We start from the raw sequence: 15165 nt of genomic DNA, 5'->3' as shown, positions 1-15165 counted from the left end.
CATGGCTGCAACCGACACCTCACTGCGCACCGAGGCGGAGATCACCGCCCGGGTCAAGGCCCTCGAAGCCCTGCTGATCGAGAAGGGCGTGATGACGACCGCGGCCGTCGACCGGATGGCCGAGATCTACGAGAACGAGGTCGGCCCCCAGCTGGGCGCGAAGGTGGTCGCACGGGCGTGGACCGATCCGGAGTTCAAGGCCCGCCTCCTGGACGACGCGAGCGCCGCCTGCGCCGAGATGGGCATCGGCGGCCTGCAGGGCGAGGAGATGGTGGTCCTGGAGAACACCGAGAAGGTGCACAACATCATCGTGTGCACGCTCTGCTCGTGCTACCCGTGGCCGGTCCTCGGACTGCCGCCCAACTGGTACAAGATGCCGCAGTACCGCTCGCGGATCGTCCGGGACCCGCGTGGTGTGCTGGCGCAGGACTTCGGTTTCGTCATCCCGGACGACGTGGAGATCCGGGTCTGGGACTCCAGCTCCGAGCTCCGCTACTGGGTGATGCCCCGGCGCCCGGAAGGCACCGACGGCATGACCGCCGAGCAGCTGGAACCGCTGGTGACGCGCAACTCGATGATCGGCGTCGGCCCGGCCGCCGCCCCCGCGGCATGACCGGCACCGGGCCGGACGTCACGGACCTCGGTGACGCCCGGCGGCGCGTGGAAGAACTCGTGTGCGGGCTCCCCGGTGCCGGCGAGCAACCGTTCGACCAGCCCTGGGAACTGCGGGCCTTCGCCCTCGCCGTGGCGGCCTACCACGAGGGCCACTACGAGTGGAGCGAGTTCCAGCGGTCGCTCATCGAGTCGATCCGGCACTGGGAATCCGGTTCCGGCGGCGAGTCGTGGAGCTACTACGAGCACTGGCTCCGTGCGCTGGAGAGCGTGTTGTCCAGCAAGGGATTGCTGTCGGACAACGAGATCGACGAGGAGACCAGGACTGTCCTCGCCGTGCCGCGCAACGCGAACCACCACGAGGCACACCGGGAACCGGTGGCGGTCGCGGCTGCCCGGACGTCCTGACCAGGTGGGCTCGGGCCGGGCAGTGTCCCACCCGGCCCGGGCCCACCGACCCCTCGGGCGTTGGGGAACACCCCTGCCCGCGGACGGGCCCGCCCGCTGATCCGTTCTCGACCACTTGCATCGGAGGAGCACCGTGGAAGCACTGGCGACGACATTCGGCGCCTGGACGAGGTCCGAGCGGGCTCGCCTCGGCGGCATCGTCAGCGCGATCGTCACGCTGCACATCGCCGGATGGACCCTCTACCTGTGGCAGGCGAACGGCCTCGGCGCCGCAAGCGGCTTCGCCGGATCCGGGATCCTGGCTTACGCGCTGGGCATGCGTCACGCCTTCGATGCCGACCACATCGCCGCCATCGACGACACCACCCGGCTGATGCTGCTGCGCGGCAAGCGGCCGATGGGCGTGGGGTTCTTCTTCGCGCTCGGCCACAGCTCGGTGGTGCTGATCCTGGCCGTCGTCACCGCGCTGGCGTCGACCCAGTTGTCCCGCGACGGGCTGGAACAGGTCCGCTCGATCGGCGGTGTGGTGTCGGTCGTCGTCGCGATCACGTTCCTCTTCCTCGTCGGCGTGCTCAACATCGTGGTCCTGCGCGGTCTCGTCGGGCTCTGGCGGCAGTACCGCGCGGGCAGGCTCGACAACGGCGAGATCGACGTCCTGCTGATGAACCGGGGCCTGATGAACCGGGTGTTCGGCCGTCGTGCCCGCACGCTCATCCGGTCGTCGTGGCACATGGCGCCGGTCGGGTTCCTCTTCGGGCTCGGGCTCGAGACCGCCAGCGAGGTCACCCTGCTGGCGCTGTCGGCGTCGACGGCCGCCCAGGGCCAGGTGCCGTTCCTCGCCATGCTGTCACTGCCGCTGCTGTTCGCCGCCGGGATGTCCATGTTGGACACCGCCGACAGCCTGCTGATGTCGCGCGCGTACTCGTGGGCGCACAGCAGTCCCGGACGGCGCCTGTACTACAACGTCGCGACCACCGCGGCGACGGTGGTGATCGGCCTGTTCGTCGCGTCGGTGTACCTGGCGGGTGCGCTCACCGAGTACGTGCACGTGGACGTCTTCAGCGGCTACGCCGCGCTCGCTGACCACTTCGAATTCCTCGGGTACGGAATCGTCGTCATGTTCGTCGTCGCGTGGGTTTCCGCGGCGCTGCTCTGGAAGTTCCGCTACGCGGATCGGTGACGGACCGCCGGGGCCACGGTCAGGCCGGGGTCGCGGTCGTCAGCGCGAAGCCCGCGATGAGTTCGCGGATGGGCCGGTAGTAGCTGTACCGGACCGAGTAGGGTCCGGCGGCGCCGAGCGCGGCGTACGCGGCGATCCAGGTGCGGACCTCGTGCGAGGAGTTCCCGGCGATGCGGGTCATCTCGCCGGGGTCCCACGCATCGAACGGGCTCAGGTCGCCGGAGGCGAGGATTCGCAGCAGTTCGCGATCCCACTCGGGGGCCAGGTCCTGGATGGTCGCGGTGCCCGCGGCGAACTCGCGGGCTGCGCTGATGACGCGCTGCTGCCGGGCCTCCCGCGCTTCGGGCGTGAGCGGGCCGCCTTCGCCCATCAGCATCCGCCGCTGGTCGGCGGTGGCGTTCGACAGGCGCGGCACCGGGGGATCGTGGGACAGACCACCGGAGGCGATCAGCAGGACCTTCCGGTCCAGCGTCGCGAGGTGGCGTCCCGCGGCTTCGCCGAGCCTGCGGACCCGTGCCAGCGGGGTGAACGGTGGCGCCACCGAGTTCATGAAGATCGGCACGAACGGTTTGGCGGTGATGTCGCCGTAGACGATTTCCATGGGCTGCACGGCGCCGTGGTCGACCTGCATGTCGAGGGAGACGGCGAGGTCGACGCCCTCAGCGATGACCGCCTCGGCGATACCGCGTGCGATGTCCTCCGGGACGTTCAACGGCCCCGCCTGGCTGCCGTAGTCGCCGATGCTCTCCGCCGCGTACCCGATGCAGAACGGTGGCATCAGCCGGTAGAAGAACCCGTTGTAGTGGTCCGGGCCGAAGTTGACCACGACGTCGGGGTCGAAGTCGTGGACGAACGCGCGGGCCTGCGCGAAGGCCTCGGTCAGCTCGCCGGAGACGTCCGCCGGCAGGTCGACGTGGTCGAGCAGCGGGCTGTGGCTGGTGGCCAGGAGGGCCAGGGTCACGGCTGCTCACCGTCCCGCCCGAGCAGGAAGTCCAGGTGGATCCGGTTGAACGTGGCCGCGTCCTCGTACTGCGGCCAGTGCCCGCAGTTCTCGATCACCGCCAGGCGCGCGTTCGGGATCAGCGAGGCGATCCGCTCGCCTTCGTCCACCGGGCCGGAGGGGTCCTTGGTCGTCCAGATGACCAGCGCCTCGGCCTGGATCGCGCGCAGGTCGTCGTCGCTGAGCATGTTGCGCTTGCGGGTGTCGAGGTCCTGCAGCGCCATGTTCATCTCGCAGGCCTTGAGCCAGCCGGGCTGCTGGAAGATCGCCTGCCGCGTGCGGATGAGGTCGTCGGTGACCATGGCCGGATCAGCTGGCGAGGGTGCGCAGCCTGTGCCGGCGCACCGGCGGGGGCGCCCCGGTGGTCCTGCGGTGCGGCGACGTCGAACTCGACGGAACCCGCAGGCAGGCCAGCCGGGGCGGCGTGCTGCTCACGTTGACGCCCAAGGAATTCCTGGTGCTGGAGAGGCTGATGACCACGCCCGGCACGCCGGTGTCCCGGCAGGAGCTGATCGAGCACGCGTGGGACGAGATGGCCGACCCGGCGTCCAACGTGCTCGACGTGGTGGTCGCCCAGTTGCGCCGCAAGCTGCGAGAGCCGCGGGTGATCCACACGGTGCGCGGGACGGGGTACGTGATCAGCGGGTGACCGGCGTTGCTCCGCTGGGGTGTATTCCCCGCGGAGCACTTCCTGTCAAATTGACAAGAATGTAGTGTCCGAGGCGTGTCGTCCGAATCCTGGACTCCTCCGGCCGTGCTGGTCGCCGTCGATCTCGTGATCCTCACGCTGCGCGACTCCGCACTGAACGTGCTGCTGGTCGAGCGCGGAATCGATCCGTTTCGCGGAGCTCGCGCGCTGCCCGGCGGTTTTCTGAACAACGCGGGTGAGGACATCGTCGCCGCCGCGCGCCGTGAATTGGCGGAGGAGGCGAACCTCGACGCCGCCACGCTGCACCTCGAACAACTCGGCGCTTACGGCGAGCCCGGCCGTGATCCACGGGGGCGGGTGGTGTCGGTGGCCTATCTGGCGATTTCGCCCGGGCTGCCGGAACCGGTGGCGGGCACCGACGCGGCACGGGCCGCGTGGACCCCGGTCGACGAAGCGTTGTCGGACACGGCTCGGCTGGCTTTCGACCACCGGCGGATCTTGCTGGACGGGGTCGAACGTGCGCGAGCGAAACTCGAGAACACCTCGCTGGCGACGGCCTTCTGCGCGCCGACCTTCACGATCGCCGAACTGCAACGGGTGTACGAGGCGGTGTGGGGTGTCGCGTTGGACCCGCGGAACTTCTACCGCAAGGTGCAGGCGGTACCGGACTTCATCGTCCCTGCCGGAAACCAGAGAACGACGAAGGGTCGCCCGGCCCGCCTTTTCCGGGCTGGTTCGCGAACTGAACTGACTCCGCCGTTGACCAGACCGTGAGCTGAAACGAGAACTGGGGGTTCGATGACTGATGCCCTGGTAGTGGTGCTGACCGCGCTCAATTCCGAGTACGCCGCGGTACGACAACGGATCGTGAACCCGAAGTCGCATCGGCATGAGCGCGGGACCTTGTTCGAAGTCGGAACGATCGCCGGTTCCCGTTACCGGGCGGCTCTGGCCCTCACCGGCAAGGGCAACCACTCCGCGGCTGTGCTCGCCGAACGAGCCATCGACGAGTTCGCACCGGTGGCCGTGCTGTTCGTGGGAGTGGCCGGGGCGCTGTGGGACACGCCGCTGGGTGACATCGTGGTGGCCACTCACGTGTACGCCTACCACGGCGGGACCAGTGAGGACGACGGTCTCAAGGCCCGTCCCCGCGTGTGGGAAATCGATCACGGCGTCTACCAGCTTGCCGCCCGGGTCGCGCGGGAGCGCAGCTGGCTCGACTCCGCAGCCGCGGCGGATGCGGTGCCGGAGGTGCACTTCGGTCCGATCGCGGCAGGAGAGGTCGTCCACAACTCACGGAGATCGGCCGAGGCCGCGTGGGTGCGGCGCAACTACAACGACGCCATGGCGATCGAGATGGAAGCTGCCGGTGTCGCTCAGGCAGGACACCTCAGCGGATCCCCGGTCGCCATCGTCCGTGGCATCAGCGACCGGGCCGACGGAACGAAGACGACTGGCGACGACCGCGTGTGGCAGCCGCGTGCCGCACGCAACGCCGCGGCGTTCGCGATGCGCCTCGCTGAAGAACTGATTCGAGAACGGGAGCTTGCAGTGCGTGATCGAAAGAACGAAAACCGCGACCACAACGAAGGCGCCGGAAATCCCGCCCCGTCCGTCACGAACATCGCCTTCGGGCAAGTCGGGATCCAGACCGGTGCGCTGACCGGGAGCAATGTGTGGGTCGCGACGACGCCGCAGCCCGCCCCCCAGGCGGACCTCGTCGGCGAGCTGCGCAGGTTCCGCAAGGAGCTGAGGCAGCAACGTGATTCGGGCACCATCCCGGCGGAGGTCTACGAGGAGGCGCAACGAGCCCTCGACTCGGCCGACGATGCGGCCGAGGAGAGGACACCGGACCGCGCCGAGCGGGTCGTCCACGCGCTGGGCCGCGTGCGCCGCGCGGTCTCGGAGGTCGGTGAACTCGCCGCGAAGGTGACAGCTCTCATCGCGGCGGTGAAAGGGGTGTCATGAGTGAGCGGCTCCACAGCGTCACGAACATCGCCGGGCCGGGATCCTGGGTCGGCCTCCAAACCGAGTACATCCACAACTCGACCATCTACATCACGTCACCGGATGCGCCGCCGGAGGAGAAGTTCCGGGTCGGCCTCAACCATCTGCGCGCCGGGGCTCCCGCTCGGGCGCGTGAATGGATCGAGGACGCGATGGCCGAGGGGCTCGACGTCCCGGAGGTTCGCTACTACTGGGTCCTGTCGATGCTTAGCAAACGGTCGTACCGGGACCTTGCCCACGCCGAGCGAGAACGGCTGATGCGCCGCGTGTCGCTCGTCGACGACACTGAGGAGGAACATCGCTGGAGCCGGGCGTTGCGGGCGATCCGTGAACTGCTCGAATGCCTCGACGATCGCACGCGGGACCCCGGAGGGGCGCTGAAGCGCATCGGTGACCTGGAGCGCGGTCGGCGCGAAGAAATCCAAGACCACCTCGACCTCGTGCTCACCGGGGGGATCAAGGACAGCCTGTGGGCCGAGACGAAGCAGAGAGCGAAGAGAGATCAGTGTGGCAACGACCGGCAGGGCCGGGTCTGGGCCTACTTCCAGCCCGAGCCGGCGCCCCCACGCGCCCGGATGCCGGCACAGGAGGCGCTGAGCCAGCGGGAGCACATCCGGCTTTTCCTGGCGTCCATCGTGTTCGTCGTCACGATCTGCTACCTCGCGTGGCTGCTCATTGACCACGGCGCCATCCTGGCGTTGTCGGCCCACGCGGCCATGCTCATCGCCGGGGGTTTCGCAGCTCGCCACGGCTTCGAGTGGTGGTACCGCGTGACGCGGCTTCGGGAGAGGAACCGCGAGTTCGCCGCCACGGGACGGGTGAACCGCGCACGCGAGGGCGGATTCACCGAACAGGTCGACGCTGCGTTCGACTGGTACTTCCATCGCTACGCACCCCGTGACGCGGACCGTCGACAGTGGTTGTCCGAGACCGCCGGATTCCGGCGATCTCTGCGCGACGAAATCGCCGAGATCTACCGTGAGCAGAGAACGGGTGTCGACAAGATCAGGTGGTTAATCCGGTTCCTGGTCCGGCAGGTCGCACGGGGCTGGGAGCACGGCACCCTGTGGGAGTACCGGAAGCGGTACCGGGTCGCCGTGGACACGAAGGTGTGGTGCGGGGTTGCGCTCGGCGCGGCCGCGGCAACGTGTGCAGCTGTGGTGTGGACGGTGCTCAGAGCCGAACCGGTGGGCGCCGTGATCGCGTGCCTGCTCACCGCGGCGTCGGGTGCCGTGAGCATCCGTGGAGTGGCGAAGGTCCTGTTCGGACGGAGAAGGTTTCTTGAGGAACACCAGGAATCTCAGGACAAGTTGCAGGAACGGCAAGAGGAATACGAACGCTGGCGCAACAAGCTGGATCGCCTGCGTCCCAGTGACCACGAGATGGAGACGTGGTTGCGTTGTGACCGAACCCTTCTCTTGGCCTACGCGCTGGAACACTTCCGACTCAGGTGGAGCGACATCCTTGCCCACACGTTCATCCAGTCTCCGGCGGCCGGCTGCAAACGCGCCCGCGTCCCTTATGGACCGTCCCGTTACTCGCGGTACGACATCCGGTTATTCCTGATCACGCGCGACGGTGTCCGGGAGGTCGGGGCCGACCTCGACTTTGAGAACGTCACGAGGGACGAGCGCGAGCGCAACAACTTCCGGTTCGACGCGGTCTCCTCGGTGCACGTCGGGAAGGTCGGCTCTTATGGATACAAGCTGACACTGACCCTCATGAACGGGGATCCGCAGAAGATCGAGGTGACGGATCCGGGCGTCGCCGATTCCACGGGCGAGGGACCCGCGGAGTCCCCGGCCGCCCGCTCGGCGTTGAACCTCGATGCCGCGGGGTTCAGCCACGCACTGCACATCCTCGAAGGAATCGCGGCGGAGGGGAAGGAGTGGATCAACCGCGATCCGCACGCGATCGGGTGACCGGAATACCGCCGCGGTTGGCGTCGTTGACGGGGTTATGGACGTCGAGGCCAGGTTGAACGCCGAGCGTGCTGCGGTGCTGGAGCGCATCGCGGCGTTGTCGCGGCAGGTGGAGGGCATCGTGGAAGCCTCGGCGTGGTCTGCGAACGACGACGAGCACGACCCGGAGGGTGTGACGATCGCGTTCGAGCGGGCCCAGGTGCAGGACCTGTTGCGGCAGGCGCGCGCCGATCTGGACGAGGTGGACGCCGCGATGCGCCGGTTGCGCGAGGGCACCTACGGACGCTGCGAGCGGTGCGGAGCCGACATCGGCGAGGGCCGCCTGGACGCCCTCCTCGCCACCCGGACCTGCATCCGCTGCGCCGACGCGCGACGGCGCTGAGCGCAGCTCCATCGGCTCCCAGGGCCCGGCGCCGCGGGGGAGTGGGATTCCGCCACGCGAGGCGAGGTCGCGGCGACGGCGCTGACCTGGTGCGGGGCCTGCTCCGAGTACCGCGCCGCCCGCGCGATCCGCGCGGGCGGCTGTGAGCCGACGGTGACTGGCGCAGCCCCGCCGCTGTGACCACGCCGGGCGCGGCACGCGCACGGCGACCGCAGCCCCGTCGCGCCGACTCCGCTGCATGCCGTCCTCACCCGCCCCGCGGGGGAGTGGGACTCCGCCACGCGAGGCGAGGTCGCGGCGACGGCGCTGACCTGGAGCGGGGCCCCACCGAGTACCGCGGCGGCTCCCCGAGACGCGCCGCTGAGCCGAGCGTCGCCACCCGCTGCGGCCGCTGACCCGCGCCCGGACACGGCGCCACCTCCCGCGCCCAACGCTCGGCCCCATGCACCGCTTCACGCACCCCAACGCCCGGGCGCCACCCCAGCCACGGCACCGCCTCACCCGCGCCGCGTGGAGGCGCGCAGGTTCAGCACCGGCTCGATCACCAGCGCCTCCGCCGGCTCGTCCGCTCCGGACAGCCGCGCCAGCATCAGCTCCACCGCCCGCTCGGCGAGCAGCTCGTGGTTCAGGTCCATCGCCGTGATGGGCGGGCTCGCCGTGCGGGAGTGTTCGCTGTCGGTCAGGGACGCGATCATCAGCTCGTCTGGGACGTGCAGCCCGAGCTCTGCCGCGACGCCGGCCGCGGGTGCCGCGAAATCGCTCGTCGCCATCACGATCGCGTCCGGGCGGCGCCGTTCGCGCAGGCAGGCGCGCACCTCGCGCATCGCCTCCTCCGGGGTCAGGCCCTCGCTGAGCACCTCGACCCGCGTGCTCCGCCTGCGCCGCGCCGACCAGGCGAGGTAGGTCTCCCGGGTGCGCCGGTTCCACGCGTTGTCCTCCGTGCCGGTGAACAACGCGATCCGCCGCGCGCCCTGCTCGCGCAGGTGGTCCAGCAGCGCCGACACCACCTTGGGGTAGTCCAGCCGCACGGCCCACGGCAGCTCGGGCCGCTCCGGATCCTCCTCGACCGTCACCACCGGGATGCCGCGGCGCGTCAGCTCCGTGAGCACCGGGTCGTTGCCGTACGGGTGGGCGACGATGCAGCCGTCCATCGGCACCCGCGCCACCGACGGGTCGTCGATGTCGGGCACGTGGATCAGACCGGTCTTGCGCCGCAGCATCTCCGTCGCCACCGAGCCCACCAACCGGTTGAACGTCTCCGCCCGGTCCGGCGTCCCGGTGACCGCGTACCGCGGCCGCAGCACCAGCCCGACGATCCCGGACCGGCCGGTGCGCAGCGACCGCGCGCTCGGGTTCGGGTCGTACCCCAGCTCCCGCGCCGCGCGCAGCACGCGTTCCCGGGTGGCGCGCGAAATCGGGCGGCTGCCGGAGAAGGCGTGCGACACGGTGCTGATCGCGACGCCCGCCCGGTCGGCCACGTCCCGGATCGTGATCTTCGCGGCCGGTGTGCTCACCGTCCCAGTATCGCTCACGATCCGTCAGGCTCTTGACACCTCCGCGACCGGGCGCGTTTCATGTCCCGAATCATCAAATCGTTTTGACGAAGGCGGTGGAAGATGGTGTCTGTCCCGGGTAGGGTCGAGCCGGTCTCCGTCGGGGACGTGTGCGACCGCATGCGGCTGACCCGCGCCCACGTGGTGGCGGGCGCGGTCCTGTTCTTCACGTTCGTCATCGAGGCGTGGGAACAGGTCGGGCTCGTCTACGTGTCGACCGGCATCGCCGGCGACTTCGGTGTCGACAACACGCGGCTGGGCTGGGCGCTGTCGGCGGTGGCGTTCGGCATGGCGCCGGGCGCGCTGATCTGGGGCGCGATCATCGACCGTCTCGGCAGGCGGCGGGTCACCGTCCTGAGCCTGCTGATCTACGCCGCCCTCGCGCTGGCGGCCGGGTTGTCGCCGGAGTTCTGGCTGTTCCTGGGCCTGCGGTTCGCCTCAGGCGTCGCGTTCGGCGGGGTGTACTCGGTGACGTTCCCCTACTTCCTGGAACTGCTGCCCACGCGCTGGCGCGGCCAGGGCGCGGTCGCGCTGTCGATCGGGTTCCCGGTGGGCACGCTGTTGTGCATCCTGGTCAGCCAGACGCTCGGTGGCATCAGCTGGCGGGCGGTGGCGATCGTGGCCGCGCTGGCCGGGCTGTGGGCGCTCGCGGTGCTGCGCTGGGTGCCGGAATCGCCGTACTGGCTGGCCCGGCAGGACCGCCACGCCGACGCGGCGCGGGTGCTGCGCGGCCTCGGCGCCGACCTCGACGAGCGGACCCGGTTCCGCATCGACCACGAGGCCGGCGGCAACCGCCGCGGCTTGCGCGGCTTGCTCCGCGGCCGGGTGCGCCGCAACTTCTTCCTGCTGCTCCTTGTGTCGTTCACCTTCAGCTGGGGCTACTGGGGCCTGCAGACCTGGCTGCCGGTCCTGTTGGAGGGCCGTGGGATGAGCGTGTCGGGCGCGCTGTGGTTCGTCGCCGTGACGCAGCTGGTGTCGGTGCCCGGCTACCTGCTGGCCGCGTGGCTCACCCGCCGCCACGGCCGCAAACGCGTGTTCCTGTGGTTCGTGTTCGCCTCCGCGCTCGGCGGCGCGTTGTTCGGCATCGCCACGAACGCGGGCCAGATGTACGCGGGCAACCTCGTGCTGGCGTTCTTCTCGCTCGGCGCATGGGGCATCTGGAACACCTGGGCGGGCGAGGCGCTGCCGACGAGCCTGCGCGGTCTCGGCTACGCGTGGGTCACCTCGGCGATCCTGCTGGCCAACACCGTGTCCGTCCCGGTGATCGGGGCGCTGATGGACCACGACGTGCCGTCGTTCGCCGTCATCGGGTCGATCGTGGCGTTCCTGATCGTCGCGCTGCTGGCCGTGATCCCGCTGCCGGAAACCGAGGGCAAGGCGCTCGACTGAGTGGTTTTCCCCGCTACGACAAGGAGTTTCTCGCATGACCTACCGGGTCGCCATGGACATCGGCGGCACCTTCACCGACGTCGTCACCTACGACGAGACGACGCGGCAGCTGCGGGCCGGCAAGGTCCTCACCACCCCGGACGACCTGGCGCGCGGCGTGTTCGACGCGCTCGAGGGGTTCCGGCTGCCGTTCGCCGACATCGGGTTCTTCGTGCACGGCACCACGCAGGGCCTCAACGCGCTGCTGGAACGGCGCGGTGCGCGGGTGCTGATCCTCACCACGCGCGGGATCGGTGACGTCTACCAGATCGCTCGCGGCAACCGGAACCGGTTGTTCGACCTGCACTACCGCAAGCCCGAGCCGCTCGTGCCGCGCAACGCGGTGGCCGAGGTCGGCGGCAGGCTGAGCGCGCAGGGCGAGGAGCTGGAACCGCTGGACACCGACGCGGTGCGGCTGGTGGCCAAGCGGGTGCGCGCCGAGGGGTTCGACGCGGTCGCCGTGTGCTTCCTGTTCTCCTACCTCGATCCCCGTCACGAACGGCGCGCCGGGGAGATCCTGCGCGAGGAGCTGGGCGACGACGTGCTCGTCGTGCTCTCCTCCGAGGTCGCCCCGGAGTGGCGCGAGTACGAGCGCACCTCCACCGCTGTCATGGAGGCTTACACCGGCCCCGCCGTGCACCGCTACCTCGACCGGATCGAGTCGCGGTTCGCGGAGAAGGGCCTGTCGGTCCCGGTGCACGTCATGCAGTCCTCCGGCGGGCTGGTCAACGCGGGTTTCGCGCGCAGGCACCCGCTGCAGACCCTGCTGTCCGGCCCGGTCGGCGGCACGATGGGCGGGGTCGCCGCGAGCAGGCTGCTCGGCAGGCCGGACGTCATCTGCATCGACATGGGTGGCACGTCGTTCGACGTGTCCCTGGTGATGGACCACCGGCCCGACGTCACCCCGGACGGGGAAGCCGAGGGGTTCCCGCTGCTCATGCCGATGGTCAACCTGCACACCATCGGCGCGGGCGGCGGATCGCTCGCCTACGCCGAGGGCAACGGCCTGCGCGTCGGTCCCGAGTCGGCGGGCGCGGTGCCCGGTCCGGCTTGCTACGGCCGCGGCGGCACCCAGGCGACCGTCACCGACGCCAACTGCGTGCTGGGCCGGGTGGACCCGGAGTCGTTCGCGGGCGGCGGGATGCGGCTGGACACCGAGGCGGCGCACCGGGCGGTCGCCGAGCTCGCCGCCACGTTCGACATGGACCCGGTGGAGCTGGCGTCGGGGATCTGCGACGTGTCCAACGCGAAGATGGCGCAGGCGATCCGCACCCTCACCGTCGAGCACGGCCGGGAACCGGCCCAGTTCGCGCTGCTCGCCTTCGGCGGCGCGGGCCCGATGCACGCGGCGTTCATCGCCAAGGAGATCGGGGTGCGCGAGGTGGTGGTGCCGCGGTTCCCCGGCGCGTTCTCCGCGTGGGGCATGCTCGAGGCGGACGTGCGCCGTGACTTCTCCCGGCAGTTCTTCGCCACGAGCGCGACCTTGGACGTCACCGCGCTCGCCGCCGAACTGTCCGGTTTGGATGAACAGGCGTCGGCGGCGCTGGCCGAGCAGGGCATCCCGCCGGAGCGGCGCGAGATCACCCACGGCCTGGACATGCGTTACGAGAGCCAGGACTACACGCTGACCGTGCCGATCCTGCCCGGCGAGGACGTGACCGCGCCGGAGTTCCGCGCCGCCATCGAGGAGCGGTTCGCACAGGCGCACCACCAGCGCTACGGCCACGCCACGCCGGGCGCGCCGGTCCAGTTCGTCACGATCCGCACCACCGGGCGCGGCCGGGTGGACCGCACACCCGGTGAACCGCCGGAGGTGCGGGACGCGGGCGAGCCGACGGTGCGCGACGTGGTGTTCGACGGCGTCGCCGTGCCGACGCCGATCGTCGCGCGCTCGACGCTGGCGCCGGGCGCGGAGCTGACGGGCCCGGCGATCGTGCACGAGGAGACCTCGACCACCGTGGTGCCGCCGGGCGCGTCACTGCGGGTGGACGACCACGGTTTCCTGATCATCACCCTGGACACGGAGGAACAGGCATGACCCCGAGCCCGGTCACCACGGAGATCATCCGCTCGGCGCTCATCCAGGCCGCCGAGGACATGAACATGACCCTCATCCGGTCGTCGTACACGCCGACGATCTACGAGGGCAAGGACTGCGCGGTGGCGCTGCTCGACCGCGAGCACCGGGTGCTGGGCCAGTCCTCCGGCCTGCCGATCTTCCTCGGCAACCTGGAGGAGTGCACCCGCCACACCGAGGAGCGGTTCGGCGCGGACGTGTGGCAGCCCGGGGACGTGTGGGTGCTCAACGACTCCTACCTCGGCGGCACGCACCTCAACGACTGCACGGTGTACGCGCCGATCTTCGTCGACGGTGAGCTCGCCGGGTTCGCCGCGTCGCGGGCGCATTGGATCGACATGGGGTCCAAGGACCCGGGCGGGTCGATGGACTCCACGACGATCTACCAGGAGGGCCTGCGGATGGGCCCGACCCGGATCGTGGTCGGCGGCGAGGAGAACACAGACGTCGTGCGGCTGATCGAGACCAACGTGCGTTTCCCCTACGTCACGATCGGCGACATGCGCGCGCAGGTGGCGTGCGCGCGCATGGGTGTGCGGCGGCTGGGGGAGTTGTTCGCCCGGTTCGGGGCGGACACCATCGAGGCCGCGCGTGCGGAGATCTTCGAGCAGACCGAGCGCCTGGAGCGGGCGCGGATCGCCGCGATCCCGGACGGCACCTACGAGGCCACGGGCTGGCTGGACAACGACGCCATCGACCTCGGCACGCCGCTGAAGGTCACCGTGCGCGTCACCGTCGACGGCGAGGAGATGACGATCGACCTCACCGACTGCGCCGACCAGACCACCGGTCCGGTCAACTGTGGACGGTCGCAGGCCATCTCGGCCGCGCGCGTCGGGTACAAGCTGCTGATCTCACCGTCGATCAGCCTCAACGGCGGGTCGTTCGCACCGCTGGAGGTGAAGGTGCGCGACGGCTCGATGCTGGCGGCAAGGGAACCGGCGGCATGCCAGTACTACTACTCCAGCCTCGGTATGCTGATCGACCTGGTGGTCAAGGCGCTGGCCCCGGCGATGCCGGACGAGGTGGCCGCGGCCAGCTACGGCGATTCGATGATCGTCCAGTTCGCCGGCGACAACCCGCGCACCGGTGAGCCGTTCGTGACCCTGGAGGCGACCGTCGGCGGCTGGGGCGCGTGGCGCGGCGGCGACGGGGAGACCGCGTTGATCAACAACGTCAACGGCTCGCTGCGCGACCTGCCGATCGAGGTCGTCGAGACGCTGTACCCGGTGCGGGTGGACGAGTACCGGATCCGGCCGGACTCCGGCGGCGCGGGTCGCTGGCGCGGCGGCAACGGGGTGATCCGTCAGTACACAATGGAAGCCGACATGGATCTCTCGCTGTGGTGGGAGCGCTCGGTGACCCCGGCGTGGGGCGTGTTCGGCGGCGCGGCCGGTGCGCCCCCACGCGTGGTGCTCAACCCCGGCCGCGCGGACGAACGGGAGATGCTGAAGGTCAACAGCCTGCCCGTCCACCGCGGCGACGTCCTGCGATGCGAATCCGGAGGCGGCGGCGGTTACGGCGACCCGGCCGGCCGGGACCCGGCGGCCGTCGAAGCGGACCTCGCGCTGGAGCTGATCACCCGACGGCCCTGAGGTGTGGGCTTGCGTGCCCGGTGGGGTGCGGGGCTGCGCGGTGGCCGGCGTGGCGGCTGCCGTGGGGTGGTGCGGGGGGCGGGGTGGGCGATGGCAGCTGGTTGCCGCGTCCGCGCGGTGCCGCGCGGACGCGGCCCGGGGCGCGATACGCCGGGTGCGGCCCCGCCCCGCTCGGCGGCCCGGCCCCGGCTTGGCCCATGGCCGCTTCGCCCCGCGCGCTGGCCCTACCTACCGCGCTGCGCGGCACCCCGGCCCGCCTCGCCGTCGGCCCGAGCCGGTTTCGCCCGGGCGGCCCGGCCCGGTTCGCCGCCCTCGCGGTGGCCCGGCCTGGTCTCATCCGGGTTTGGCCCTG

General features: G+C 70.5%; 14 protein-coding genes. 11 read left to right on the top strand and 3 right to left on the bottom strand.

All coding sequences use genetic code 11. The features are described 5' to 3' along the window. The first annotated feature begins 1 nt into the window (after position 1). The 3 genes from nthA (at position 2) to AMETH_RS23060 (ending at position 2200) form a co-directional block, all read left to right on the top strand. Positions 2–613: a nitrile hydratase subunit alpha gene (gene nthA, locus AMETH_RS23070; protein WP_017983527.1), complete on the top strand. Its 612-nt coding sequence runs from the start codon at positions 2–4 to the stop codon at positions 611–613. Continuing rightward, complete coding sequence (locus AMETH_RS23065; RefSeq protein WP_017983526.1) at positions 610–1020, top strand: nitrile hydratase accessory protein; 411 nt, start codon at positions 610–612, stop codon at positions 1018–1020. The genes nthA and AMETH_RS23065 overlap by 4 nt, the downstream gene beginning before the upstream one ends. A 133-nt stretch (positions 1021–1153) precedes the next feature. Further along, entirely contained in the window at positions 1154–2200 is a 1047-nt protein-coding gene (locus AMETH_RS23060; protein ID WP_017983525.1) for a HoxN/HupN/NixA family nickel/cobalt transporter, read from the top strand. A gap of 19 nt (positions 2201–2219) precedes the next feature. Here the strand turns inward: AMETH_RS23060 and AMETH_RS23055 are convergent, their stop codons facing one another. Together AMETH_RS23055 and AMETH_RS23050 are read right to left on the bottom strand one after the other, a co-directional pair. Further along, positions 2220–3161, bottom strand: coding sequence for a 3-carboxyethylcatechol 2,3-dioxygenase (locus AMETH_RS23055; RefSeq protein ID WP_017983524.1), 942 nt, complete (start codon positions 3159–3161; stop codon positions 2220–2222). Beyond that, positions 3158–3502 carry an alpha/beta fold hydrolase gene (locus AMETH_RS23050; protein WP_017983523.1) on the bottom strand — a complete coding sequence of 115 codons (345 nt, stop codon included), beginning with the start codon at positions 3500–3502 and terminating at the stop codon, positions 3158–3160. Before AMETH_RS23050 ends, AMETH_RS23055 begins: the two co-directional genes overlap by 4 nt. Before the next feature lie 20 nt (positions 3503–3522). On the opposite strand from AMETH_RS23050, the gene AMETH_RS23045 reads away from it, so the two are divergent. From AMETH_RS23045 to AMETH_RS23025, 5 genes are all read left to right on the top strand, one after another. Next, positions 3523–3849, top strand: coding sequence for a winged helix-turn-helix domain-containing protein (locus AMETH_RS23045; RefSeq protein WP_017983522.1), 327 nt, complete (start codon positions 3523–3525; stop codon positions 3847–3849). Positions 3850–3924: 75 nt separating this feature from the next. Further along, positions 3925–4623: an NUDIX hydrolase gene (locus AMETH_RS23040; protein ID WP_026153286.1), complete on the top strand. Its 699-nt coding sequence runs from the start codon at positions 3925–3927 to the stop codon at positions 4621–4623. 24 nt (positions 4624–4647) lie between these two features. Next, positions 4648–5817 (top strand): 5'-methylthioadenosine/S-adenosylhomocysteine nucleosidase family protein, encoded by a 1170-nt coding sequence (locus tag AMETH_RS23035; RefSeq protein WP_026153285.1) that lies wholly within the window; start codon positions 4648–4650, stop codon positions 5815–5817. Beyond that, the gene (locus AMETH_RS23030) at positions 5814–7778 is read left to right on the top strand and encodes a 6TM ABC transporter family protein (protein WP_017983519.1); all 1965 of its coding nucleotides are present in this window, start codon (positions 5814–5816) and stop codon (positions 7776–7778) included. The genes AMETH_RS23035 and AMETH_RS23030 overlap by 4 nt, the downstream gene beginning before the upstream one ends. A 76-nt stretch (positions 7779–7854) precedes the next feature. Next, positions 7855–8160: a TraR/DksA family transcriptional regulator gene (locus AMETH_RS23025; protein ID WP_223842913.1), complete on the top strand. Its 306-nt coding sequence runs from the start codon at positions 7855–7857 to the stop codon at positions 8158–8160. A gap of 497 nt (positions 8161–8657) precedes the next feature. Here AMETH_RS23025 and AMETH_RS23020 read toward each other — a convergent pair whose 3' ends face one another. After that, a complete protein-coding gene (locus AMETH_RS23020) occupies positions 8658–9674 on the bottom strand; it encodes a LacI family DNA-binding transcriptional regulator (RefSeq protein ID WP_017983517.1) in 1017 nt (338 codons plus the stop codon). A gap of 102 nt (positions 9675–9776) precedes the next feature. Here AMETH_RS23020 and AMETH_RS23015 point away from each other — a divergent pair, with 102 nt between their 5' ends. From AMETH_RS23015 to AMETH_RS23005, 3 genes are read left to right on the top strand one after another with little or no spacing between them, the layout of a single operon-like run. Continuing rightward, positions 9777–11102 (top strand): MFS transporter, encoded by a 1326-nt coding sequence (locus tag AMETH_RS23015; protein ID WP_017983516.1) that lies wholly within the window; start codon positions 9777–9779, stop codon positions 11100–11102. A 34-nt stretch (positions 11103–11136) separates the two neighbouring features. Further along, positions 11137–13179, top strand: coding sequence for a hydantoinase/oxoprolinase family protein (locus tag AMETH_RS23010; protein ID WP_017983515.1), 2043 nt, complete (start codon positions 11137–11139; stop codon positions 13177–13179). Then, positions 13176–14813: a hydantoinase B/oxoprolinase family protein gene (locus AMETH_RS23005; RefSeq protein WP_017983514.1), complete on the top strand. Its 1638-nt coding sequence runs from the start codon at positions 13176–13178 to the stop codon at positions 14811–14813. Before AMETH_RS23010 ends, AMETH_RS23005 begins: the two co-directional genes overlap by 4 nt. Positions 14814–15165 lie beyond the last annotated feature (352 nt).

Origin of the sequence: Amycolatopsis methanolica 239 (assembly GCF_000739085.1) — a bacterium.
Taxonomy (GTDB): domain Bacteria; phylum Actinomycetota; class Actinomycetes; order Mycobacteriales; family Pseudonocardiaceae; genus Amycolatopsis_E; species Amycolatopsis_E methanolica.
Note: the sequence above shows the minus strand (reverse complement) of the source record. Positions and strands in the feature narration are given on the sequence as shown.

What these genes read in the sequence shown, in the direction of transcription:
- nthA (WP_017983527.1), top strand. Translation starts at nt 2, where the DNA reads ATGGCTGCAACCGACACCTCACTGCGCACCGAGGCGGAGATCACCGCC.
- AMETH_RS23005 (WP_017983514.1), top strand. Translation starts at nt 13,176, where the DNA reads ATGACCCCGAGCCCGGTCACCACGGAGATCATCCGCTCGGCGCTCATC.
- AMETH_RS23030 (WP_017983519.1), top strand. Translation starts at nt 5,814, where the DNA reads ATGAGTGAGCGGCTCCACAGCGTCACGAACATCGCCGGGCCGGGATCC.
- AMETH_RS23010 (WP_017983515.1), top strand. Translation starts at nt 11,137, where the DNA reads ATGACCTACCGGGTCGCCATGGACATCGGCGGCACCTTCACCGACGTC.
- AMETH_RS23065 (WP_017983526.1), top strand. Translation starts at nt 610, where the DNA reads ATGACCGGCACCGGGCCGGACGTCACGGACCTCGGTGACGCCCGGCGG.
- AMETH_RS23050 (WP_017983523.1), bottom strand. Translation starts at nt 3,502, where the DNA reads ATGGTCACCGACGACCTCATCCGCACGCGGCAGGCGATCTTCCAGCAG.
- AMETH_RS23035 (WP_026153285.1), top strand. Translation starts at nt 4,648, where the DNA reads ATGACTGATGCCCTGGTAGTGGTGCTGACCGCGCTCAATTCCGAGTAC.
- AMETH_RS23015 (WP_017983516.1), top strand. Translation starts at nt 9,777, where the DNA reads ATGGTGTCTGTCCCGGGTAGGGTCGAGCCGGTCTCCGTCGGGGACGTG.